This window comes from Enterococcus eurekensis (genome assembly GCF_042654605.1).
GTDB classification, from domain to species: Bacteria; Bacillota; Bacilli; order Lactobacillales; family Enterococcaceae; genus Enterococcus_I; species Enterococcus_I eurekensis.
Window position 1 is genome coordinate 138,357 of record NZ_JBHSGT010000043.1, and the last position, 18,615, is coordinate 156,971.

At 39.8% G+C, this 18,615-nt stretch carries 33 protein-coding genes; 32 read left to right on the top strand and 1 reads right to left on the bottom strand.

The features are described 5' to 3' along the window. Nucleotides 1-80 precede the first annotated feature (80 nt). The gene (gene tuf / locus ACFO3L_RS07225; RefSeq protein ID WP_379965298.1) at nt 81-1,268 is read left to right on the top strand and encodes an elongation factor Tu; all 1,188 of its coding nucleotides are present in this window, start codon (nt 81-83) and stop codon (nt 1,266-1,268) included. A 128-nt stretch (nt 1,269-1,396) separates the two neighbouring features. Here the strand turns inward: tuf and ACFO3L_RS07230 are convergent, their stop codons facing one another. Further along, nucleotides 1,397-2,827, bottom strand: a complete 1,431-nt coding sequence (locus ACFO3L_RS07230) for an aminotransferase-like domain-containing protein (RefSeq protein ID WP_379965301.1) — start codon at nt 2,825-2,827, stop codon at nt 1,397-1,399. 111 nt (nt 2,828-2,938) lie between these two features. On the opposite strand from ACFO3L_RS07230, the gene thiD reads away from it, so the two are divergent. The 31 genes from thiD (at nt 2,939) to rplQ (ending at nt 18,555) form a co-directional block, all read left to right on the top strand. Next, nucleotides 2,939-3,781 carry a bifunctional hydroxymethylpyrimidine kinase/phosphomethylpyrimidine kinase gene (gene thiD, locus ACFO3L_RS07235; RefSeq protein ID WP_379965304.1) on the top strand — a complete coding sequence of 281 codons (843 nt, stop codon included), beginning with the start codon at nt 2,939-2,941 and terminating at the stop codon, nt 3,779-3,781. Beyond that, nucleotides 3,774-4,301: an ECF transporter S component gene (locus ACFO3L_RS07240; RefSeq protein WP_379965307.1), complete on the top strand. Its 528-nt coding sequence runs from the start codon at nt 3,774-3,776 to the stop codon at nt 4,299-4,301. Before thiD ends, ACFO3L_RS07240 begins: the two co-directional genes overlap by 8 nt. A gap of 261 nt (nt 4,302-4,562) precedes the next feature. After that, on the top strand, nt 4,563-4,871 hold the full coding sequence (gene rpsJ / locus ACFO3L_RS07245; protein WP_005880808.1) for a 30S ribosomal protein S10: 309 nt from the start codon (nt 4,563-4,565) through the stop codon (nt 4,869-4,871). A 21-nt stretch (nt 4,872-4,892) separates the two neighbouring features. Next, nucleotides 4,893-5,522, top strand: a complete 630-nt coding sequence (gene rplC, locus ACFO3L_RS07250; RefSeq protein ID WP_379965310.1) for a 50S ribosomal protein L3 — start codon at nt 4,893-4,895, stop codon at nt 5,520-5,522. 29 nt (nt 5,523-5,551) lie between these two features. Further along, on the top strand, nt 5,552-6,175 hold the full coding sequence (rplD, locus tag ACFO3L_RS07255; RefSeq protein WP_379965313.1) for a 50S ribosomal protein L4: 624 nt from the start codon (nt 5,552-5,554) through the stop codon (nt 6,173-6,175). Next, nucleotides 6,175-6,462, top strand: coding sequence for a 50S ribosomal protein L23 (locus tag ACFO3L_RS07260; RefSeq protein ID WP_379965316.1), 288 nt, complete (start codon nt 6,175-6,177; stop codon nt 6,460-6,462). Before rplD ends, ACFO3L_RS07260 begins: the two co-directional genes overlap by 1 nt. Nucleotides 6,463-6,503: 41 nt before the next feature. After that, nucleotides 6,504-7,337, top strand: a complete 834-nt coding sequence (gene rplB, locus ACFO3L_RS07265; protein ID WP_379965319.1) for a 50S ribosomal protein L2 — start codon at nt 6,504-6,506, stop codon at nt 7,335-7,337. A 42-nt stretch (nt 7,338-7,379) separates the two neighbouring features. Next, nucleotides 7,380-7,658 carry a 30S ribosomal protein S19 gene (gene rpsS / locus ACFO3L_RS07270; protein ID WP_188366932.1) on the top strand — a complete coding sequence of 93 codons (279 nt, stop codon included), beginning with the start codon at nt 7,380-7,382 and terminating at the stop codon, nt 7,656-7,658. Between the two features lie 20 nt (nt 7,659-7,678). Then, nucleotides 7,679-8,026: a 50S ribosomal protein L22 gene (rplV, locus tag ACFO3L_RS07275; protein ID WP_379965323.1), complete on the top strand. Its 348-nt coding sequence runs from the start codon at nt 7,679-7,681 to the stop codon at nt 8,024-8,026. A 13-nt stretch (nt 8,027-8,039) separates the two neighbouring features. Then, nucleotides 8,040-8,696: a 30S ribosomal protein S3 gene (gene rpsC, locus ACFO3L_RS07280; protein ID WP_379965326.1), complete on the top strand. Its 657-nt coding sequence runs from the start codon at nt 8,040-8,042 to the stop codon at nt 8,694-8,696. A gap of 2 nt (nt 8,697-8,698) precedes the next feature. Continuing rightward, nucleotides 8,699-9,133, top strand: a complete 435-nt coding sequence (gene rplP, locus ACFO3L_RS07285; RefSeq protein WP_379965329.1) for a 50S ribosomal protein L16 — start codon at nt 8,699-8,701, stop codon at nt 9,131-9,133. After that, nucleotides 9,123-9,311 (top strand): 50S ribosomal protein L29, encoded by a 189-nt coding sequence (gene rpmC, locus ACFO3L_RS07290; RefSeq protein WP_379965332.1) that lies wholly within the window; start codon nt 9,123-9,125, stop codon nt 9,309-9,311. Before rplP ends, rpmC begins: the two co-directional genes overlap by 11 nt. 24 nt (nt 9,312-9,335) lie before the next feature. After that, nucleotides 9,336-9,602, top strand: a complete 267-nt coding sequence (rpsQ, locus tag ACFO3L_RS07295) for a 30S ribosomal protein S17 (protein WP_188366927.1) — start codon at nt 9,336-9,338, stop codon at nt 9,600-9,602. A gap of 60 nt (nt 9,603-9,662) precedes the next feature. Further along, a complete protein-coding gene (gene rplN, locus ACFO3L_RS07300; RefSeq protein ID WP_379965335.1) occupies nt 9,663-10,031 on the top strand; it encodes a 50S ribosomal protein L14 in 369 nt (122 codons plus the stop codon). A gap of 34 nt (nt 10,032-10,065) precedes the next feature. Then, nucleotides 10,066-10,377 carry a 50S ribosomal protein L24 gene (gene rplX, locus ACFO3L_RS07305; RefSeq protein WP_379965338.1) on the top strand — a complete coding sequence of 104 codons (312 nt, stop codon included), beginning with the start codon at nt 10,066-10,068 and terminating at the stop codon, nt 10,375-10,377. 28 nt (nt 10,378-10,405) lie between these two features. Next, a complete protein-coding gene (gene rplE / locus ACFO3L_RS07310; protein WP_379965341.1) occupies nt 10,406-10,945 on the top strand; it encodes a 50S ribosomal protein L5 in 540 nt (179 codons plus the stop codon). A gap of 18 nt (nt 10,946-10,963) precedes the next feature. Further along, nucleotides 10,964-11,149 (top strand): type Z 30S ribosomal protein S14, encoded by a 186-nt coding sequence (locus ACFO3L_RS07315; RefSeq protein ID WP_188366923.1) that lies wholly within the window; start codon nt 10,964-10,966, stop codon nt 11,147-11,149. Between the two features lie 35 nt (nt 11,150-11,184). Then, a complete protein-coding gene (gene rpsH / locus ACFO3L_RS07320) occupies nt 11,185-11,583 on the top strand; it encodes a 30S ribosomal protein S8 (protein ID WP_379965344.1) in 399 nt (132 codons plus the stop codon). 32 nt (nt 11,584-11,615) lie between these two features. Then, nucleotides 11,616-12,152: a 50S ribosomal protein L6 gene (gene rplF, locus ACFO3L_RS07325; RefSeq protein WP_379965352.1), complete on the top strand. Its 537-nt coding sequence runs from the start codon at nt 11,616-11,618 to the stop codon at nt 12,150-12,152. Nucleotides 12,153-12,215: 63 nt separating this feature from the next. Beyond that, nucleotides 12,216-12,572: a 50S ribosomal protein L18 gene (gene rplR / locus ACFO3L_RS07330; RefSeq protein WP_379965355.1), complete on the top strand. Its 357-nt coding sequence runs from the start codon at nt 12,216-12,218 to the stop codon at nt 12,570-12,572. Between the two features lie 20 nt (nt 12,573-12,592). Continuing rightward, the gene (gene rpsE, locus ACFO3L_RS07335) at nt 12,593-13,093 is read left to right on the top strand and encodes a 30S ribosomal protein S5 (RefSeq protein ID WP_379965358.1); all 501 of its coding nucleotides are present in this window, start codon (nt 12,593-12,595) and stop codon (nt 13,091-13,093) included. 13 nt (nt 13,094-13,106) lie between these two features. Continuing rightward, complete coding sequence (gene rpmD / locus ACFO3L_RS07340) at nt 13,107-13,286, top strand: 50S ribosomal protein L30 (protein ID WP_379965361.1); 180 nt, start codon at nt 13,107-13,109, stop codon at nt 13,284-13,286. A 47-nt stretch (nt 13,287-13,333) separates the two neighbouring features. Further along, nucleotides 13,334-13,774, top strand: a complete 441-nt coding sequence (gene rplO, locus ACFO3L_RS07345) for a 50S ribosomal protein L15 (RefSeq protein WP_379965364.1) — start codon at nt 13,334-13,336, stop codon at nt 13,772-13,774. Beyond that, nucleotides 13,774-15,066, top strand: a complete 1,293-nt coding sequence (secY, locus tag ACFO3L_RS07350) for a preprotein translocase subunit SecY (protein ID WP_379965367.1) — start codon at nt 13,774-13,776, stop codon at nt 15,064-15,066. The genes rplO and secY overlap by 1 nt, the downstream gene beginning before the upstream one ends. Nucleotides 15,067-15,131: 65 nt before the next feature. Further along, nucleotides 15,132-15,776: an adenylate kinase gene (locus tag ACFO3L_RS07355; protein ID WP_379965370.1), complete on the top strand. Its 645-nt coding sequence runs from the start codon at nt 15,132-15,134 to the stop codon at nt 15,774-15,776. A gap of 189 nt (nt 15,777-15,965) precedes the next feature. Further along, nucleotides 15,966-16,184, top strand: coding sequence for a translation initiation factor IF-1 (gene infA, locus ACFO3L_RS07360; RefSeq protein ID WP_071874013.1), 219 nt, complete (start codon nt 15,966-15,968; stop codon nt 16,182-16,184). Between the two features lie 32 nt (nt 16,185-16,216). Beyond that, nucleotides 16,217-16,333, top strand: a complete 117-nt coding sequence (gene rpmJ / locus ACFO3L_RS07365; RefSeq protein ID WP_010742772.1) for a 50S ribosomal protein L36 — start codon at nt 16,217-16,219, stop codon at nt 16,331-16,333. A 17-nt stretch (nt 16,334-16,350) separates the two neighbouring features. Next, entirely contained in the window at nt 16,351-16,716 is a 366-nt protein-coding gene (rpsM, locus tag ACFO3L_RS07370; protein WP_379965373.1) for a 30S ribosomal protein S13, read from the top strand. Between the two features lie 27 nt (nt 16,717-16,743). Further along, on the top strand, nt 16,744-17,133 hold the full coding sequence (gene rpsK / locus ACFO3L_RS07375; protein ID WP_379965376.1) for a 30S ribosomal protein S11: 390 nt from the start codon (nt 16,744-16,746) through the stop codon (nt 17,131-17,133). A gap of 79 nt (nt 17,134-17,212) precedes the next feature. Further along, nucleotides 17,213-18,151, top strand: a complete 939-nt coding sequence (locus tag ACFO3L_RS07380) for a DNA-directed RNA polymerase subunit alpha (RefSeq protein ID WP_379965379.1) — start codon at nt 17,213-17,215, stop codon at nt 18,149-18,151. A 23-nt stretch (nt 18,152-18,174) separates the two neighbouring features. Beyond that, nucleotides 18,175-18,555 (top strand): 50S ribosomal protein L17, encoded by a 381-nt coding sequence (gene rplQ / locus ACFO3L_RS07385; RefSeq protein WP_188366910.1) that lies wholly within the window; start codon nt 18,175-18,177, stop codon nt 18,553-18,555. The last annotated feature ends 60 nt before the right edge of the window (nt 18,556-18,615 follow it).

The window sequence follows — 18,615 nt, forward strand, 5'->3', positions numbered from 1 at the left end:
TGGGCAAGCAATCTTTTTAAGGTTGCTTACCTATCAGCATAAAAAAATCAAAATTCATATTTTTAGGAGGAACATTTAAAATGGCAAAAGAAAAATTTGACCGTTCTAAACCCCATGTAAACATCGGTACTATCGGACACGTTGACCATGGTAAAACTACTTTAACAGCTGCGATTACAACTACATTAGCTACAAAAGGTTGGGCGCAAGCTTCTGACTACGCTGCAATCGATGGTGCTCCAGAAGAGCGCGAACGCGGAATCACAATCTCAACTTCACACGTAGAGTACGAAACTGAAAATCGTCACTACGCTCACGTGGACTGCCCAGGTCACGCGGATTACGTTAAAAACATGATCACTGGTGCTGCACAAATGGACGGAGCTATCTTAGTAGTATCTGCTGCTGATGGTCCAATGCCACAAACTCGCGAGCATATCTTATTATCTCGTAACGTTGGTGTTCCATACATCGTTGTATTCTTAAACAAAATGGATATGGTTGATGATGAAGAATTATTAGAATTAGTAGAAATGGAAGTTCGTGACTTATTATCAGAGTACGATTTCCCAGGCGATGACACTCCAGTTGTTGCAGGTTCTGCTTTACGCGCTTTAGAAGGCGATCCAGTATACCAAGAGAAAATCTTTGAATTAATGGCTGCTGTTGATGAGTACATCCCAACACCAGTTCGTGACACTGACAAACCATTCATGATGCCAGTTGAGGACGTATTCTCAATCACTGGTCGTGGAACAGTTGCAACAGGCCGTGTTGAACGTGGAGAAGTTCGCGTTGGAGACGTTGTTGAAATCGTTGGTATCGAAGAAGAAACTAAAAACACTACTGTAACAGGTATTGAAATGTTCCGTAAATTATTAGATTACGCTGAAGCAGGCGATAACATCGGTGCTTTATTACGTGGGGTTGCTCGTGAAGAAATCCAACGTGGACAAGTGTTAGCTAAACCAGGAACAATCACTCCTCATACTCAATTTTCGGCTGAAGTTTACGTGTTAAGTAAAGAAGAGGGTGGCCGTCATACGCCATTCTTCACTAACTACCGTCCACAATTCTACTTCCGTACAACTGACGTAACTGGTGTTGTTAACTTACAAGAAGGTACTGAAATGGTTATGCCTGGTGATAACGTTACAATTAACGTTGACTTAATTCACCCAATCGCTATCGAAGAAGGAACTCGTTTCTCTATTCGTGAAGGCGGACGTACTGTTGGTTCAGGCGTTGTTTCTGAAATCACTAAATAATCAACTTGATTATTTTAAGAAAGTGAGAGGCCCTAGGGCTTTTCACTTTCTTTTTTTATTTTTTAAAAGAGTGAAGGGAACTATCGGATAAAGCGTATCATAACAAATCAAAAACGACTCGTGTCTACCTAAGGGGTAGCGCGAGTCGTTTTGATTTGTTGGCTGATGAATTGTAATTTGCTGAAGAATACTTCCTGTTCGTCTATAGGGAGACGAGTATAGTTAATGCGGCAGTGATTCATTTCATTACCAAATAAAAAGGAAGGTGCTAAAGCTAGGCCGTTATCTAAGAAGGTTTGCCAATTTTTTTTCGTTAAGCGCTCATGTTTCCATGTCAGCCAGTAGTATAAGCCGCCTTGAATCGGTGTATAGCTCCAATCCTCGGAAAGACGCATCAAACCATTTCTAAAAGCGTGGTCACGGTCGGTCAATTCTTTGAGTAATGCTTGATGTTTCGTTGCATACTCAGGATCGGATAAAGCAGCATGGACGAGCAGTTGTGGCAATAGTTCAGTTTCTTGTTCCGTTTGATTTTTGGCTTGTATTAAGCGGTGAATTAAAGGGGCGTTGGCGTAGACCCAACCGATTTTGATCCGTGAACTAAATAATTTCGAAAAAGAACCTAAATAGATGACTTGTTCTGGAGCTAGTTCTTTTAGTGTTGGTAAAGGTTGACTCAGGGCAAAATCTGTAAAGACGTCATCTTCAATAATTGGAATTTGATATTTTTGACAAAGCGTTAAAATGGCTTCCCGTCGTTTTAAAGACATCGTTGTACCTGTTGGATTTTGGAAATTTGGATTTAAGTAGAGGAGTTTAATTTTCCCTTTTTGTAATTGTTCTTCTAAATGAAACGGATTGATTCCTTCGTTATCTTGTTTGATTCCTTGTAGTTCGATGCCAAGCGGTGCAAAAATTGGTAAAGAATATAAGAAGGATGTTTCTTCGGTCGCGATACAATCTCCTTGCTGTAAAAGGTTTTGGAGTAATAAAATAATCCCTTGAGTCGATCCAGAAGTGATCAAAATCTCCTGTTGTTCGGAGCCGTGATGAATCTGACGTGTTAGTTTTTCTTGAATTAATGCTTTTAAAGGGTCATAACCACTAACGGTTAGTTGTTGTTCGGCAGCAATCAGTTCATCCCATGAAAGTTGTGGAAATTGAAAATTGGGAATCAAATCAATTGGCAAGTCACCGGTATATAAATCCATCGTTCCTGGCGTTTTAATTTTTTCTTTTAGCTCAACGACGTAAGGATTTTCTTGAAAATGAGAACGACCGAGTAGGCGGATGAACGGTGTCGGAATTTGGCGGTTATGTACGCTGCTTTCCAGAATACGGGTGCCACTCCCGCGAATGCGCTCAACCCAACCATAACTTTCGAGTTCGTCTAAAGCACGAACGACCGTCGAGCGGTTGACTTGATAAACCTCTGCTAGTTTTCGTTCCGAAAGTAAAGTATCGCCAGGTGAAAGTTCGCCTTGTTGGATTGCTTGAATGAGATGATCGATAATTTGTTGGTATAAAGGGGTGAAATGTCTCTTATTCGGTTGCCACATAAAATAAGTCCTCCTTTTCAATTAAATTGGATGGTTTAAAAATAGTCCAATTGGCTGTTTTCGTCAAGTTTTGACTTCGCTATACTAAAATTTAGATCAAGGAGGGATAAAATGAAAAAAGTATTAACGATTGCTGGTTCAGATTCAACGGGTGGTGCGGGGATTCAAGCGGATTTAAAAACATTTCAAGAGTTTGGGGTCTTTGGTTTTTCGAGTCTCACGTCGATTGTGACGATGGATCCAAGTACGGGTTGGTCGCATGAAGTGACAGAGTTGCCAGGTGAGTTATTGCAAAAGCAGTTGGTTTCTGTTTTTGCAGGGGATAAGTTGGATGCGTTAAAAACTGGAATGATGGGCAACGAACGAAATATTCAAATTGCGAGGGAAGCAATTAAAGAAAATCAAATGGCAATGGTTGTCGTCGATCCGGTTATTGCTTGTAAAGGTACGGCGCAAGTTTTACAGCCGAAAAGCGTTGAAGGAATAAAACGCTACTTATTGCCACAAGCCCTGATAACGACGCCGAATTTAGTGGAAGCTGGTATTTTATCAGAGTTGGGTGATTTAAAGGACGTCAATGATATGAAAGAAGCAGCGAAACGTATTTATCAATTAGGTGCCAAACACGTGGTGATTAAGGGTGGGCATCGCCTGAATGCGACACAAGCGCTTGATTTGTTTTATGATGGTCAAAATTTTGAGGTGTTAGTTGGCGAGTTGTTTGCTACAGAGTATAACCATGGGGCAGGCTGTACTTTTGCAGCGGCAATTACGGCCGCTTTAGCAAAAGGTTATCCAGTCTTTGAAGCGGTTCAATTAGCTAAAGATTTTGTAGCGGCAGCAATCAATCAAGGAGTCCATATTAATCCGTATGTCGGACACGTATGGCATGGTGCCTATCATCAAGCACAAAATCGGATGAATCCAACGACGGGAGGGGCTACCCATGATTAAACAACATTCTGTTAGAGAAGTCGTTTTTGTGGCTTTATTTGCGGCTTTAACGGTCGTTGGAACGATGATCAAGATTCCGATGCCAACAGGAGCTTTTGCGCATCTGGGTAACGCCATTTTAGTCTTAGCTGTTTTATTGCTTGGCTACACCAAAGGATCGTTAGCGGGCGGTTTAGGTTTTATGATTTTTGATATTTTAAATGGCTACGCCGCAGAAGCACCGTATTTTTTATTAGAAAGTTTTATTGTTGGCGGCTTCGTGTACGGTGGTTTCCTTCTATATAAGAAGAATCCGCAACAAGTTTGGCAATTAGTTGTAATTAGCAGTTTGGCGGGTATAGGGAAGTTGTTGATGACTCAATTGAAAAATACTGCGCTCTTGCTGTTTCTAGGCAATGACTTGCGTGCGGCTTTTACGGCAGCAGCGTTTAAATTACCAGCGAGTCTGATAAATGTCGTGACAACCATTCTTATTGTAGCCATACTATACTTCCCTTTAAAACGTATTTTGAAGCAATAATAAACGAAAAATAGCGTAGATTCACTTTTTTTCATTTTTTCTGAAAAAAAGGACGAAAAATGCTTGCTATTATTTCGCATCCATAATATAATCATACAGGTGCTGTTTACAACAAGTAGTGAACGCACTGGTAGAAAGAAATTTTTACCGGCTATGAAACGAGAGGTTGCGACACGCCCGGACGCTTTGCCATGGACGAGTGTGACGGAAAAATTTTCGTGGAGCTATGTCTACTTTAAAAAGAGGCGAGGAGGGAAAGAAATGGCAAAACAAAAAATTCGTATCCGATTAAAAGCGTATGAACATCGTATTTTAGATCAATCAGCGGATAAAATCGTAGAAACTGCAAAGAGAACTGGTGCTAGCGTGTCTGGTCCAATTCCATTACCAACAGAGCGCAGCCTATACACAGTTATTCGTGCGACACATAAATACAAAGACTCACGCGAGCAATTCGAAATGCGTACACACAAACGTCTAATTGACATTGTGAACCCAACACCAAAAACAGTTGATGCTTTAATGAAGCTTGACTTACCATCTGGTGTGAACATCGAAATCAAATTATAAAAGTAAAATGGAGGTGTAATCATGACCAAAGGAATCTTAGGGAAAAAAGTGGGAATGACACAAATCTTCACGGAAACTGGTGAATTAATTCCAGTAACAGTTGTTGAAGCAACACCAAACGTTGTTTTACAATTAAAAACTATCGCAAACGATGGTTACGAAGCTGTTCAAGTTGGTTACCAAGATAAACGTGAAGTTTTAAGTAACAAACCTGCGAAAGGTCATGTTGCAAAAGCAAACACGGCTCCTAAGCGCTTCATTCGCGAATTCAAGAATGTTGAGCTAGAGGGCTTAGAAGTAGGATCAGAAATTAAAGTTGACGTATTCCAAACTGGCGATATCGTTGATGTTACAGGAACTTCAAAAGGTAAAGGATTCCAAGGCGTTATCAAACGTCATGGCCAATCTCGTGGACCAATGGCTCACGGATCTCGTTACCACCGTCGTCCTGGATCAATGGGAGCAGTTGCTGCGAACCGTGTGTTCAAAGGTAAAAAACTTGCTGGCCGTATGGGTGGCGACCGTATCACAATCCAAAACTTGGAAATTGTACGTGTTGACTTAGACCGTAACGTAATTTTGATCAAAGGTAACGTTCCTGGAGCGAAAAAATCATTGATTACTATTAAATCAGCTGTTAAAGCTAAATAATTAGATAGGAAGAAAGGAGGAACTAAGGAATGCCGAATGTAGCATTATTTAAACAAGATGGAAGCCAAGCTGGCGAAATCACTTTAAACGAAGAAATCTTCGGAATCGAACCAAATGAATCAGTTGTCTACGATGCAATCATCATGCAACGTGCTTCATTAAGACAAGGAACACACGCGGTTAAAAACCGTAGTGCAGTTCGTGGCGGTGGTCGTAAACCGTGGAGACAAAAAGGAACTGGACGTGCGCGTCAAGGATCAATCCGTTCACCACAATGGCGTGGAGGAGGAGTTGTCTTTGGACCAACACCTCGTTCATACAGCTACAAACTTCCTAAAAAAGTTCGTCGCTTAGCAATGAAATCTGTTTTATCAGAAAAAGTTGCTTCAAGTAAATTTGTTGTTGTTGATGCATTAAGCTTCTCAGCTCCAAAAACACAAGAATTCAAACAAGTTCTTGCTAGCTTATCAATCGATAAGAAAGTATTAGTCGTATTAGAGGAAGGCAACGATTTTGCAGCATTATCTGCTCGCAACTTACCAAACGTTTCAGTTATTGCATCTAATAACGTTTCTGTTTTAGACGTTGTATCTAACGATAAAATCTTGGTAACACAAACTGCTCTTACTCAAATTGAGGAGGTGCTTGCATAATGAATTTATTAGACGTAATCAAACGCCCAGTTATCACTGAAAAGTCTATGCTTGCAATGGACGAGAAAAAATTCACTTTTGACGTGGATACTCGTGCAAACAAAACTTTAGTGAAACAAGCTGTAGAAGCAGCTTTTGACGTAAAAGTTCAGAACGTTAACATCATCAATGTTCGTCCTAAATTTAAACGCGTTGGTAAATATGCAGGTTATACAAAAAAACGTCGCAAAGCGATTGTGACATTAACTGAAGATTCTAAAGCAATCGAATTTTTCTCAGCTGAGTAATTAGCTGAGTTGTTCTAGATTAACATAGGAGGGAAAAAGACGTGGCAATTAAAAAGTATAAAGCTATTACTAATGGTCGTCGTAATATGACTACTTCTGACTTTGCTGAGATTACTACAGCAACTCCAGAAAAATCATTATTAGCACCATTAAAAAACCATGCCGGTCGTAACAACAACGGACGCATTACTGTACGCCATCAAGGTGGCGGTCACAAGCGTCAATACCGTATCATCGACTTCAAACGTAACAAAGATAACGTTGTAGCTGTTGTAAAAACAGTTGAGTATGATCCGAACCGTTCAGCTAACATCGCGTTAGTTCACTATGAAGACGGGGTGAAAGCATACATCTTAGCACCTAAAGGCTTAGAAGTTGGTATGCGTTTAGTATCTGGACCAGAAGCAGATATCAAATTAGGTAACACATTACCTTTAGTAAATATCCCTGTAGGTACAGTCGTACACAACATCGAATTAAAACCTGGAAAAGGTGGACAATTAATCCGTTCTGCTGGAACAAGTGCTCAAGTACTTGGTAAAGAAGGTAAATACGTATTAATCCGCTTAAACTCAGGAGAAGTTCGTATGATTTTAGCAACTTGCCGTGCAACAATCGGTTCAGTTGGTAACGAACAACACGAATTAATCAACATTGGTAAAGCAGGTCGTTCTCGTTGGATGCGTAAACGCCCAACTGTTCGCGGTAGCGTAATGAACCCTAACGATCACCCACACGGTGGTGGTGAAGGTAAAGCTCCTATCGGTCGTAAAGCACCTCTTTCACCTTGGGGCAAACCAGCTCTTGGTTACAAAACTCGTAATAAGAGAGCACAATCTGACAAACTTATTGTTCGTCGTCGTAACGAAAAATAATTACACTAACCATGTGTTGCACATTTTGAGAGGAGGTTCACCATGGGTCGTAGTTTAAAGAAAGGGCCTTTTGTCGATGACCATTTAATGAAAAAGGTTGACGCACAAGCAGGCGCTGAAAAGAAAAAAGTTATTAAAACTTGGTCACGTCGTTCAACAATCTTCCCAAGTTTTATCGGTTTTACGATAGCTGTCTATGATGGTCGTAAACATGTACCAGTTTACATCCAAGAAGATATGGTAGGACATAAATTGGGTGAATTCGTACCAACAAGAACTTATCGCGGACACGTAGCCGATGATAAGAAAACAAGACGTTAATCTGAGGGGAGGATATACAGATGGCAGAACAAATTACATCAGCGAAAGCAACTGCTAAAACAGTACGCGTTTCCCCTCGCAAATCACGCCTAGTTATTGATTTAATTAGAGGAAAAAGCGTTGCTGAAGCAATTGCAATCTTGAAATTTACACCGAATAAAGCGGCTGGAATCATCGAAAAAGTTTTGATGTCAGCAATCGCTAATGCGGAAAACAACTTCGACTTAGATGTTGAGACTTTAGTAGTTTCTGAAGCTTTTGTTAACGAAGGACCGACAATGAAACGTTTCCGTCCACGTGCAAAAGGATCAGCTTCTCCAATCAACAAACGTACAAGTCATGTTACGGTAGTCGTATCAGAAAAATAAGGAGGGACATTCAGTGGGTCAAAAAATTAATCCAATTGGAATGCGCGTAGGCATCATCCGTGACTGGGATGCTAAATGGTATGCAGACAAAGATTATGCAGACTTTTTACACGAAGATTTACGTATTCGTAAATTTATCGCAAAACAACTTGCTGATGCCGCTGTGTCAACTGTTGAAATCGAACGTGCTGCAAATCGCGTAAACATTTCAATTCACACAGCTAAACCAGGTATGGTTATCGGTAAAGGTGGATCTGAAGTCGAAAACTTGAGAACACAATTAAACAAATTAACTGGTAAAAAAGTACACATCAACATCGTAGAAATTAAAAAACCAGATTTAGACGCTAAATTGGTCGGCGAAGGAATCGCTCGTCAATTAGAAAGCCGCGTTGCTTTCCGTCGTGCACAAAAACAAGCAATTCAACGTACAATGCGTTCAGGAGCAAAAGGAATTAAAACTCAAGTATCAGGTCGTTTAAACGGTGCAGAAATTGCTCGTAGCGAAGGATATTCTGAAGGAACAGTTCCATTGCATACTTTACGTGCAGACATTGACTATGCATGGGAAGAAGCAGATACAACATACGGAAAACTAGGAGTTAAAGTGTGGATTTATCGTGGAGAAATTCTTCCAACTAAAAAGAACACTGAGAAAGGAGGGAAATAAGCATGTTAGTACCTAAACGTGTAAAACACCGTCGTGAATTCCGCGGTAAAATGCGTGGAGAAGCTAAAGGTGGAAAAGAAGTATCTTTTGGAGAATACGGTTTACAAGCTGTTGAATCTCATTGGATTACCAACCGCCAAATCGAAGCATCACGTATTGCAATGACTCGTTACATGAAACGTGGTGGGAAAGTATGGATTAAAATTTTCCCTCACAAATCCTATACAAGTAAAGCTATCGGCGTTCGTATGGGTAAAGGTAAAGGAGCTCCTGAAGGATGGGTTGCACCAGTAAAACGTGGAAAAATCATGTTTGAAATCGCAGGCGTACCTGAAGAAGTTGCTCGCGAAGCTCTACGTCTTGCTTCACACAAATTACCTGTGAAAACTAAGATCGTAAAACGTGAAGAAATGGGTGGTGAATCGAATGAAGGTTAAAGAAATCAGAGAATTAACCACTGCCGAAATGATTGATCAAGAAAAACAATTAAAAGAAGAATTGTTTAACTTACGATTCCAATTAGCTACCGGACAATTAGAAAACACAGCACGTATTCAAGAAGTACGTAAATCGATTGCACGCATCAAAACTGTATTGCGTGAACAAGCAAAGTAATAGTGGAAGGAGGCCATTTAGCGTATGACTGAGGAAAGAAACCAACGCAAGGTTTACCAAGGCCGCGTGGTATCCGATAAAATGGATAAAACAATTACAGTAGTAGTTGAAACAAAGAAAAACCACCCAATTTATGGTAAACGTATGAAATACTCTAAGAAATACAAAGCTCACGACGAAAACAACGAAGCAAAAATCGGTGATATCGTGAAAGTTATGGAAACTCGCCCATTATCAGCTACAAAACGTTTCCGTCTAGTAGAAATTGTTGAAAAGGCAGTGATTATTTAATAATCACACGAGATTTTCCTATATAGATTGAATTGAAAATCTGAAAGGAGGATACACATCGTGATCCAACAAGAAAGTCGTTTAAAAGTTGCTGACAACTCTGGCGCTCGTGAAATCTTGACAATTAAAGTCCTTGGCGGTTCAGGCCGTAAGACTGCTAACATCGGTGACGTTATCGTTGCTACTGTTAAACAAGCAACGCCAGGTGGAGTTGTCAAAAAAGGTGAAGTCGTTAAAGCTGTTATCGTTCGTACGAAATCAGGCGCTCGTCGCGCAGACGGTTCATATATCAAATTTGACGAAAATGCTGCGGTTATTATCCGTGATGATAAAAGCCCACGTGGAACTCGTATCTTTGGCCCAGTTGCCCGTGAATTACGCGAAAGCAACTTCATGAAGATCGTTTCACTAGCACCAGAAGTATTATAATTCTTACTCATTATCAAAGGAGGTGCGAAACAAAATGTTTGTTAAAAAAGGCGATAAAGTTAAAGTTATCACTGGAAAAGACAAGAACAAAGAAGCTGTCGTATTAGAAGCTTTCCCTAAAAAAGACAAAGTCATCGTTGAAGGTGTTAACATCGTTAAAAAACACCAAAAACCTTCTCAAGCAGCCCCACAAGGTGGAATCGTAGAAATGGAGGCACCAATTCATGTTTCTAACGTGATGGTGATTGATCCTTCAAACGGCGAAGCAACTCGCGTAGGCTATAAAGAAGTTGACGGTAAAAAAGTCCGTGTTTCTAAGAAAACCGGAGAAGTATTAGATAAATAATCCTATTAAGGAAGGAGGGGCTTATTGAATGAACCGCCTTAAAGAAAAATATAACAAAGAAGTTACCCCATCATTGATGGAAAAATTTGAATATAGTTCAGTAATGCAAGCACCAAAAGTTGAGAAAATCGTTGTCAACATGGGTGTGGGTGATGCAGTATCTAACGCAAAAGCATTAGATAAAGCTGTTGAAGAACTACAAATTATTACAGGTCAAAAACCTTTAATTACAAAAGCTAAAAAATCAATTGCTGGCTTCCGTTTACGTGAAGGCATGCCAATCGGTGCTAAAGTTACTTTACGTGGAGAAAGAATGTACGAATTTTTAGATAAATTGGTTACAGTTGCTTTACCACGTGTACGTGACTTCCACGGCGTAAGCAAAAAAGCTTTCGACGGACGTGGAAACTATACTTTAGGTGTCAAAGAACAATTAATCTTCCCAGAAGTTGATTATGATTTGGTCGATAAAGTACGCGGAATGGATATCGTTATCGTAACGACTGCCAACACAGACGAAGAGTCTCGTGAATTGTTAACTCAATTAGGAATGCCATTCCAAAAATAAAAAAAGGAGGCGAACTACGTGGCTAAAAAGTCAATGATTGCTAAACATAACCGTCCGGCAAAATTCTCAACACAACAAAATTCTCGTTGTGAACGTTGTGGACGTCCACACTCAGTTTATCGTAAATTTCAACTTTGCCGTATTTGCTTCCGCGAACTTGCCTATAAAGGTCAAATTCCCGGCGTGAAGAAAGCTAGCTGGTAAACAAGTAAACTCGCATAAAGGAGGTAAATCATCTAATGGTCATGACAGATCCAATTGCAGACTTTCTAACGCGCATTCGTAATGCCAACATGGTAAAACACGAAGTCTTAGAAGTACCTGCTTCAAAAATTAAACGTGACATCGCTGAAATCTTGAAAAAAGAAGGTTTTGTACGTGATGTTGAATATATCGAAGATGACAAACAAGGCGTTATCCGCGTATTCCTGAAATATGGAAGAAATGGTGAACGTGTTATCACTAACTTAAAACGCATCTCTAAACCAGGTCTACGTGCTTATGTTAAAGCAGACGAAGTTCCTAAAGTATTAAACGGTTTAGGTATTGCAATTATCTCAACTTCTGAAGGTGTTGTAACTGATAAAGAAGCTAGAGCTAAAAACGTTGGTGGCGAAGTAGTCGCTTACGTATGGTAATTTAAATTTAATACACAAGGAGGTGTCTCTAAGTGAGTCGTATTGGTAATAAAGTAGTCGTTATTCCTGCAGGTGTAGAAGTTACACAAAACGGAAACGATATTACAGTTAAAGGACCTAAAGGTGAATTGACACGTACATTCTCTGCAGACATTACAATGAATGTTGAAGGAAATGAAGTAACTTTCACTCGTCCAAATGATAGCAAAGACATGAAGACAATTCATGGAACAAGCCGCGCAAACTTCAATAACATGGTTGTTGGTGTAAGCGAAGGTTTCCAAAAAGCGTTAGAATTGATCGGGGTTGGATACCGTGCGCAATTACAAGGTACAAAACTTGTATTAAACGTAGGTTACTCTCACCCAGTAGAGATCGAAGCACCAGCTGGAACTACAATTGAAGTTCCTTCAAACACATCAGTTATCGTAAAAGGTATTGATAAAGAAGTTTTAGGTGAATTAGCAGCGAATATTCGTGGCGTTCGTCCTCCAGAACCGTATAAAGGCAAAGGTATTCGCTATGTTGGTGAATTCGTACGCCGTAAAGAAGGTAAAACTGGTAAATAATCTTCGCAAGCAACAAGCTTTGCGAAGCGCAGCTTAGGCTAGCAATTTAAAGAGGTGACAATTGTGATTACTAAAACAGCTAGAAATAAGACACGCCAAAATAGACATAAACGTGTCCGTAATAAAATTTCTGGTACTGCTGAGTGCCCACGCTTGAACGTTTTCCGTTCTAACAAAAACATCTACGCTCAAATTATTGATGACGTAGCGGGTGTGACGCTAGCAAGTGCCTCTGCCTTAGATAAAGAAATTTCAGGTGGAAACAAAGTAGAACAAGCACAAGCTGTCGGTAAATTAATCGCAGAACGTGCAGCAGCAAAAGGAATCAAAGTAGTAGTCTTTGACCGTGGTGGATACCTTTACCATGGCCGTGTAGCAGCATTAGCAACAGCAGCTCGCGAAAATGGACTAGAATTTTAAGAAAGGGAGGAATACCATTCATGGTTTATATCGATCCAAAACATTTGGAATTAGAAGACCGCGTTGTTGCGATTAATCGCGTAACAAAAGTTGTAAAAGGTGGACGTCGTTTACGTTTCGCAGCTTTAGTCATCGTTGGTGATAAAAACGGACACGTAGGATTTGGTACTGGTAAAGCTCAAGAAGTTCCAGAAGCAATCCGTAAAGCCGTTGAAAGTGCTAAGAAAAACTTAATTGAAGTGCCGGTTGTAGGAACAACAATTCCTCATGACGTCGTTGGTAAATACAGTGGCGGACATATCTTAATGAAACCTGCTGTAGAAGGTTCTGGGGTAGCCGCTGGTGGAACAGTTCGTGCCGTATTAGAGTTAGCTGGAGTGAACGATATCACTACAAAATCTTTAGGCTCAAGCACACCAATCAACGTTGTTCGCGCAGTAGTTGATGGATTAACTCAATTAAAACGCGTGGAAGAAGTGGCAGCACTTCGCGGAAAATCTGTAGAAGAAATCGTAGGTTAAGGAGGACAAAAACATGGCTGAATTAAAAATTACTTTAAAACGCAGTCTTATCGGACGTCCTCAAAACCAAAAGGATACCGTAAAAGCGTTAGGTTTAGGAAAAGTGAACAGTACTGTAGTAAAACCTGCTAATGAAGCAATCAAAGGCATGGTTAACACAATCTCTCACTTAGTAGCAGTAGAAGAAGTCTAAGAACGAAATAAAGATATTTTCGATTTTTAATAAGGAGGTGCCAAAGCATGAAACTTCATGAATTAAAACCTGCAGAAGGCTCTCGCCAAGAACGTAACCGTGTTGGTCGTGGATCTTCATCTGGTAATGGTAAAACAGCTGGACGTGGACAAAAAGGACAAAAAGCCCGTTCAGGTGGTGGAGTACGTTTAGGATTTGAAGGTGGACAAACACCATTGTTCATGCGTTTACCAAAACGTGGATTCACAAACGTAAACCGCAAAGAATATGCAGTTGTTAACCTTGACATTTTAAACCGCTTTGAAGACGGAACTGAAGTATCAGCATTAACTTTAGTTGAAGCTGGAATCGTTAAAGACGAGAAAGCCGGAATCAAAGTATTAGGAAATGGCGAATTAACTAAAAAATTAACTGTGAAAGCAGCGAAATTCTCTAAAACAGCCGAAGAAGCTATCGTAGCTGCTGGTGGATCTGTTGAGGTGATTTAATGCTAAAATTGTTAAAGGATGCTTTTAAAGTAAAGGAAATTAGAAATAAAATATATTTTACGATATTCATTCTTTTCATTTTTCGCTTAGGTACACATATCACCGTTCCGGGTGTCGATGCTTCTCGTTTGCAAAGCATCTCTGACTTACCATTTCTAAACATGTTAGATCTAGTAAGTGGAAGTGCCATGCAACGTTTCTCTATTTTTTCCATGGGGGTTTCACCTTATATCACTGCTTCAATTATTATTCAATTGATGCAAATGGATATCGTACCGAAATTCGTTGAGTGGTCAAAACAAGGGGAAGTTGGTCGCCGCAAGTTAAATCAAGCAACACGCTATATGACGCTAGTCTTAGGATTTGCACAATCAATGGCATTGACTGCAGGGTTTAACATGTTCACACAATACGGCTTTGTTCCAAACCCAAATGCACAAACATTTATCTTAATCGGAGTTATTCTGACAACAGGTACGATGTTCGTCACTTGGTTAGGTGAACAAATTACCGAAAAAGGAATTGGTAATGGTGTATCAATGATCATCTTTGCCGGTATCATCTCACGCTTACCAGTCGATATTAAAGGTTTAATCGAAGACTACTTTATTAATATTGAAGCATCAAAAATTTGGCAATCTGCAATTTTTATGGTGTTGTTAGTTATTGCAGTGTTGGCAATCGTGACTTTTGTGACGTATTTCCAACAAGCAGAACGTAAAATACCAATTCAATATACGAAACGAGTAGCGGGTGCACCAACAAGCTCTTACCTTCCATTGAAAGTAAATGCTGCCGGTGTTATCCCTGTTATCTTTGCTAGTTCATTCATTACAACGCCGAGTGCGATTTTACAAGCATTTGGTAATTATGAAGGCGAAGTTTGGTTTGAAACGGTTCAAACATTGTTCAACTATAATACTGTGCCAGGAGCAATCCTTTATACAGTATTAATCGTTGCGTTTACCTTCTTCTATGCTTTTGTTCAAGTGAACCCTGAGAAATTAGCGGAAAACTTACAAAAACAAGGAAGTTACATTCCAAGTGTCCGTCCTGGTAAAGGAACAGAAGATTATGTTTCAGGCGTTTTGATGCGCTTGAGTACGGTGGGAGCACTTTTCTTAGGACTTGTTGCTTTACTACCAATTCTTGCTCAAATGCTATGGGACTTGCCTCAATCAATTGGATTAGGTGGTACAAGCTTACTCATTGCCGTGGGTGTTGCTCTAGAAACTGCTAAACAGTTAGAAGGATTAATGCTTAAGCGTCAATACAAAGGGTTTATGGACTAAAAGTTTTGTAGGGTGTTGAGGTCTTCCTCAACATCGCACAAACACTTATGGGAGGAATTATTAAAATGAACATCATTTTAATGGGATTACCCGGTGCTGGAAAAGGTACGCAAGCAGAACAAATTATTGCTGAGTACAACATTCCGCATATTTCAACAGGTGATATGTTTCGTGCCGCTATGGCAAACGAAACAGAATTAGGCCTAAAAGCAAAATCATACATGGATCAAGGCGCATTGGTTCCGGATGAAGTAACTAACGGAATTGTGAAAGAGCGTTTAGCTCAACCAGATACAGAGAAAGGCTTCTTATTAGATGGCTTCCCCCGTACTTTGGAACAAGCAAAAGCTTTGGATCAAATGCTGAAAGAACTTGATAAGAAACTGGATGCTGTTATTGACATTCATGTCCCTGAAGAAATTCTTGTTGATCGTTTAGCTGGCCGTTACATGTGTCGCGAATGCGGTGCAACGTATCATAAAGTTTTCAACCCAACAAAAGTTGAAGGCACTTGTGATCGCTGTGGAGGCCATGAATTTTATCAACGAGAAGACGACAAACCCGAAACGGTTAAAAATCGTCTAGCAATTAACATTAAAAGTAGCGAACCAATTTTAGCTTACTATAAAGAAGAGGGTTTATTGCAGTCAATTGATGGTAATCGTGAAATCGATGCTGTCTTTGCAGACGTAAAAAAAATCATCGGATAACGATCGATTGCCCGTAACCGACTTGCACTAGGAAACAACTCTTGCTTAGTAAGACACATTATGCTATAATGTGTCAGTCCGACTTCTGAAGTCATTTCAGAAGGTTGTATTGAGAATCTAAGGTGGGAGCACTCGTTTCCGCCGTTTTATCGTGTGAAAACACGAAACAATTTCAAGGAGGTACTGTGCGTGGCAAAAGAAGATATGATTGAAGTCGAAGGTACAGTCGTCGATACTTTGCCGAATGCAATGTTCAAAGTCGAATTAGAAAACGGGCATCAAGTTTTAGCAACTGTTTCTGGCAAAATTCGTATGCATTATATTCGAATTCTACCAGGAGACAAGGTGACAGTAGAACTTTCACCATATGACTTAACTCGTGGCCGTATTACTTATCGCTTTAAATAATTGTACTCCGTAAAATCACAGGAGGTAAGATCATGAAAGTAAGACCATCAGTAAAACCAATGTGTGAACATTGTAAAGTAATTCGTCGTAATGGACGCGTTATGGTGATTTGCCCAGCAAATCCAAAACATAAACAACGTCAAGGATAAACGGAGGTGTAACGAATATGGCTCGTATTGCAGGAGTAGATATTCCTCGTGATAAACGTGTCGTTGTGTCCCTAACATACATTTTTGGTATTGGGAATACAACTGCAAAGAAAGTTTTAGCAAACGCTGGCGTTTCTGAAGAAGTTCGAGTTCGTGACTTAACGAATGAACAAACAGATGCTATTCGTGCTGAAATCGATAAATTAAAAGTTGAAGGTGATCTTCGTCGTGAAGTGAACTTAAACATCAAACGCTTGATGGAAATCGGTTCATACCGAGGAATCCGTCACCGTCGTGGGTTGCCAGTACGTGGACAAAACACTAAAAACAACGCACGTACTCGTAAAGGTCCATCAAAAACAGTTTCAGGTAAGAAAAAATAATTCCTAAGTGAAGGAGGTTAAAACTTCATGGCAGCAAAAAAAGTGAGTCGTAAACGCCGCGTGAAAAAGAATATTGAGACTGGTATTGCACATATCCACTCAACATTCAACAATACAATCGTGATGATCACTGATACTCATGGTAACGCGTTAGCATGGTCATCAGCTGGTGCATTAGGGTTCAGAGGTAGTAGAAAATCAACACCATTCGCCGCTCAAATGGCAGCAGAAACTGCTAGTAAAGTAGCAATGGAACATGGATTAAGAAGTGTGGACGTTACTGTTAAAGGTCCTGGTTCAGGACGTGAAGCAGCAATTCGTTCATTACAAGCAGCAGGTTTAGAAGTGACTGCAATCCGTGACGTAACACCAGTTCCTCATAATGGATGTCGCCCACCAAAACGCCGTCGTGTTTAATGAGTGCCACTCATTTTGAGTTTCAAAATCACGTCATTGAACAAGACACTTTTCGTTTTGAAAGGGGTAAGAGATAATAATGATTGAATTCGAAAAACCAAGAATTGCTAAGATTGATGAAGAGAAAGATTATGGCAAGTTTATTGTAGAACCTCTAGAACGAGGCTACGGAACTACTTTAGGAAATTCCCTACGTCGTATTTTATTATCTTCTTTACCAGGTGCAGCCATTACTAGTATTCAAATTGATGGTGTGTTACATGAATTTTCAACTGTCAAAGGTGTAAGAGAAGATGTAGCTCAGATCATTTTAAATATTAAAGGTCTTGCATTAAAAATGTATGGTCAAGAAGAGAAAACTCTTGAAATCGATATTACAGGACCAGCTGTCGTAACTGCAGGCGATATTATCGTCGATAGTGACGTAGAAATCCTTAATAAAGATATGTATATTTGTACTGTATCTGAAGGCGCAACTTTCCACGCACGTTTAACAGTTAAACCGGGTCGTGGATATGTTCAAGCAGATGAAAACAAAAAAGAAGACATGCCAATCGGTGTGCTTCCAGTTGATTCTATCTACACTCCCGTTCGTCGTGTAAACTACCAAGTAGAAAATACACGTGTAGGACGCCGAGATGATTTTGATAAATTAACAATGGAAATATGGACAGATGGTTCAATTGAGCCATTAGATGCAATGAGTTTAGCTGCAAAAATCATGACTGAACATTTAGATATTTTTGTGAATCTGACTGATGAAGCGAAAAACGCTGAAATCATGGTTGAAAAGGAAGAAACACAAAAAGAAAAAATGTTAGAAATGACAATTGAAGAATTAGACTTGTCTGTACGTTCATATAACTGTTTAAAACGTGCAGGAATTAATTCTGTACAAGAACTAACAAACAAATCTGAGCCAGAAATGATCAAAGTACGTAATTTAGGTCGTAAATCGCTTGAAGAAGTGAAATCTAAGTTAAGTGATCTAGGTTTAGAATTACGTAAAGACGATTAATTTTTACGAAGGAGGGAAACCACGTGAGTTATCGTAAATTAGGACGCACATCATCACAACGTAAAGCGATGTTGCGTGATTTAACAACTGATTTAATCATTAATGAACGCATCGTTACGACTGAAGCTCGTGCGAAAGAAATTCGTTCAACTACTGAAAAAATGATCACTTTAGGTAAACGTGGTGATTTACATGCACGTCGTCAAGCAGCTGCTTACGTCCGTAACGAAGTTGCAAGCGTGCGTGAAGAAAACGAAGAAATCGTTGTTGAATCAGCTTTACAAAAGTTATTTAACGACATTGCTCCTCGTTATACAGATCGCCAAGGCGGTTATACTCGTATCTTGAAAACAGAACCAAGACGCGGAGATGCTGCACCAATGGTTATTATTGAACTAGTTTAAAATCACACTTAATAGAAAGTAGAAAAGGCAACTTTTCTACTTTTCTACCATCACTTTGTC

Coding starts and splice junctions, on each gene's coding strand:
- rpsK (WP_379965376.1), top strand. CDS start 16,744: ATGGCAGCAAAAAAAGTGAGTCGTAAACGCCGCGTGAAAAAGAATATT.
- rplO (WP_379965364.1), top strand. CDS start 13,334: ATGAAACTTCATGAATTAAAACCTGCAGAAGGCTCTCGCCAAGAACGT.
- rpsM (WP_379965373.1), top strand. CDS start 16,351: ATGGCTCGTATTGCAGGAGTAGATATTCCTCGTGATAAACGTGTCGTT.
- rplC (WP_379965310.1), top strand. CDS start 4,893: ATGACCAAAGGAATCTTAGGGAAAAAAGTGGGAATGACACAAATCTTC.
- thiD (WP_379965304.1), top strand. CDS start 2,939: ATGAAAAAAGTATTAACGATTGCTGGTTCAGATTCAACGGGTGGTGCG.
- rpmJ (WP_010742772.1), top strand. CDS start 16,217: ATGAAAGTAAGACCATCAGTAAAACCAATGTGTGAACATTGTAAAGTA.
- rpsQ (WP_188366927.1), top strand. CDS start 9,336: ATGACTGAGGAAAGAAACCAACGCAAGGTTTACCAAGGCCGCGTGGTA.
- ACFO3L_RS07230 (WP_379965301.1), bottom strand. CDS start 2,827: ATGTGGCAACCGAATAAGAGACATTTCACCCCTTTATACCAACAAATT.
- ACFO3L_RS07260 (WP_379965316.1), top strand. CDS start 6,175: ATGAATTTATTAGACGTAATCAAACGCCCAGTTATCACTGAAAAGTCT.
- rplD (WP_379965313.1), top strand. CDS start 5,552: ATGCCGAATGTAGCATTATTTAAACAAGATGGAAGCCAAGCTGGCGAA.
- rpsE (WP_379965358.1), top strand. CDS start 12,593: ATGGTTTATATCGATCCAAAACATTTGGAATTAGAAGACCGCGTTGTT.
- rpsH (WP_379965344.1), top strand. CDS start 11,185: ATGGTCATGACAGATCCAATTGCAGACTTTCTAACGCGCATTCGTAAT.
- ACFO3L_RS07380 (WP_379965379.1), top strand. CDS start 17,213: ATGATTGAATTCGAAAAACCAAGAATTGCTAAGATTGATGAAGAGAAA.
- ACFO3L_RS07355 (WP_379965370.1), top strand. CDS start 15,132: ATGAACATCATTTTAATGGGATTACCCGGTGCTGGAAAAGGTACGCAA.
- secY (WP_379965367.1), top strand. CDS start 13,774: ATGCTAAAATTGTTAAAGGATGCTTTTAAAGTAAAGGAAATTAGAAAT.
- rplV (WP_379965323.1), top strand. CDS start 7,679: ATGGCAGAACAAATTACATCAGCGAAAGCAACTGCTAAAACAGTACGC.
- rplP (WP_379965329.1), top strand. CDS start 8,699: ATGTTAGTACCTAAACGTGTAAAACACCGTCGTGAATTCCGCGGTAAA.
- rplX (WP_379965338.1), top strand. CDS start 10,066: ATGTTTGTTAAAAAAGGCGATAAAGTTAAAGTTATCACTGGAAAAGAC.
- rplE (WP_379965341.1), top strand. CDS start 10,406: ATGAACCGCCTTAAAGAAAAATATAACAAAGAAGTTACCCCATCATTG.
- rpmD (WP_379965361.1), top strand. CDS start 13,107: ATGGCTGAATTAAAAATTACTTTAAAACGCAGTCTTATCGGACGTCCT.
- rpsJ (WP_005880808.1), top strand. CDS start 4,563: ATGGCAAAACAAAAAATTCGTATCCGATTAAAAGCGTATGAACATCGT.
- rpmC (WP_379965332.1), top strand. CDS start 9,123: ATGAAGGTTAAAGAAATCAGAGAATTAACCACTGCCGAAATGATTGAT.
- rpsS (WP_188366932.1), top strand. CDS start 7,380: ATGGGTCGTAGTTTAAAGAAAGGGCCTTTTGTCGATGACCATTTAATG.
- tuf (WP_379965298.1), top strand. CDS start 81: ATGGCAAAAGAAAAATTTGACCGTTCTAAACCCCATGTAAACATCGGT.
- ACFO3L_RS07240 (WP_379965307.1), top strand. CDS start 3,774: ATGATTAAACAACATTCTGTTAGAGAAGTCGTTTTTGTGGCTTTATTT.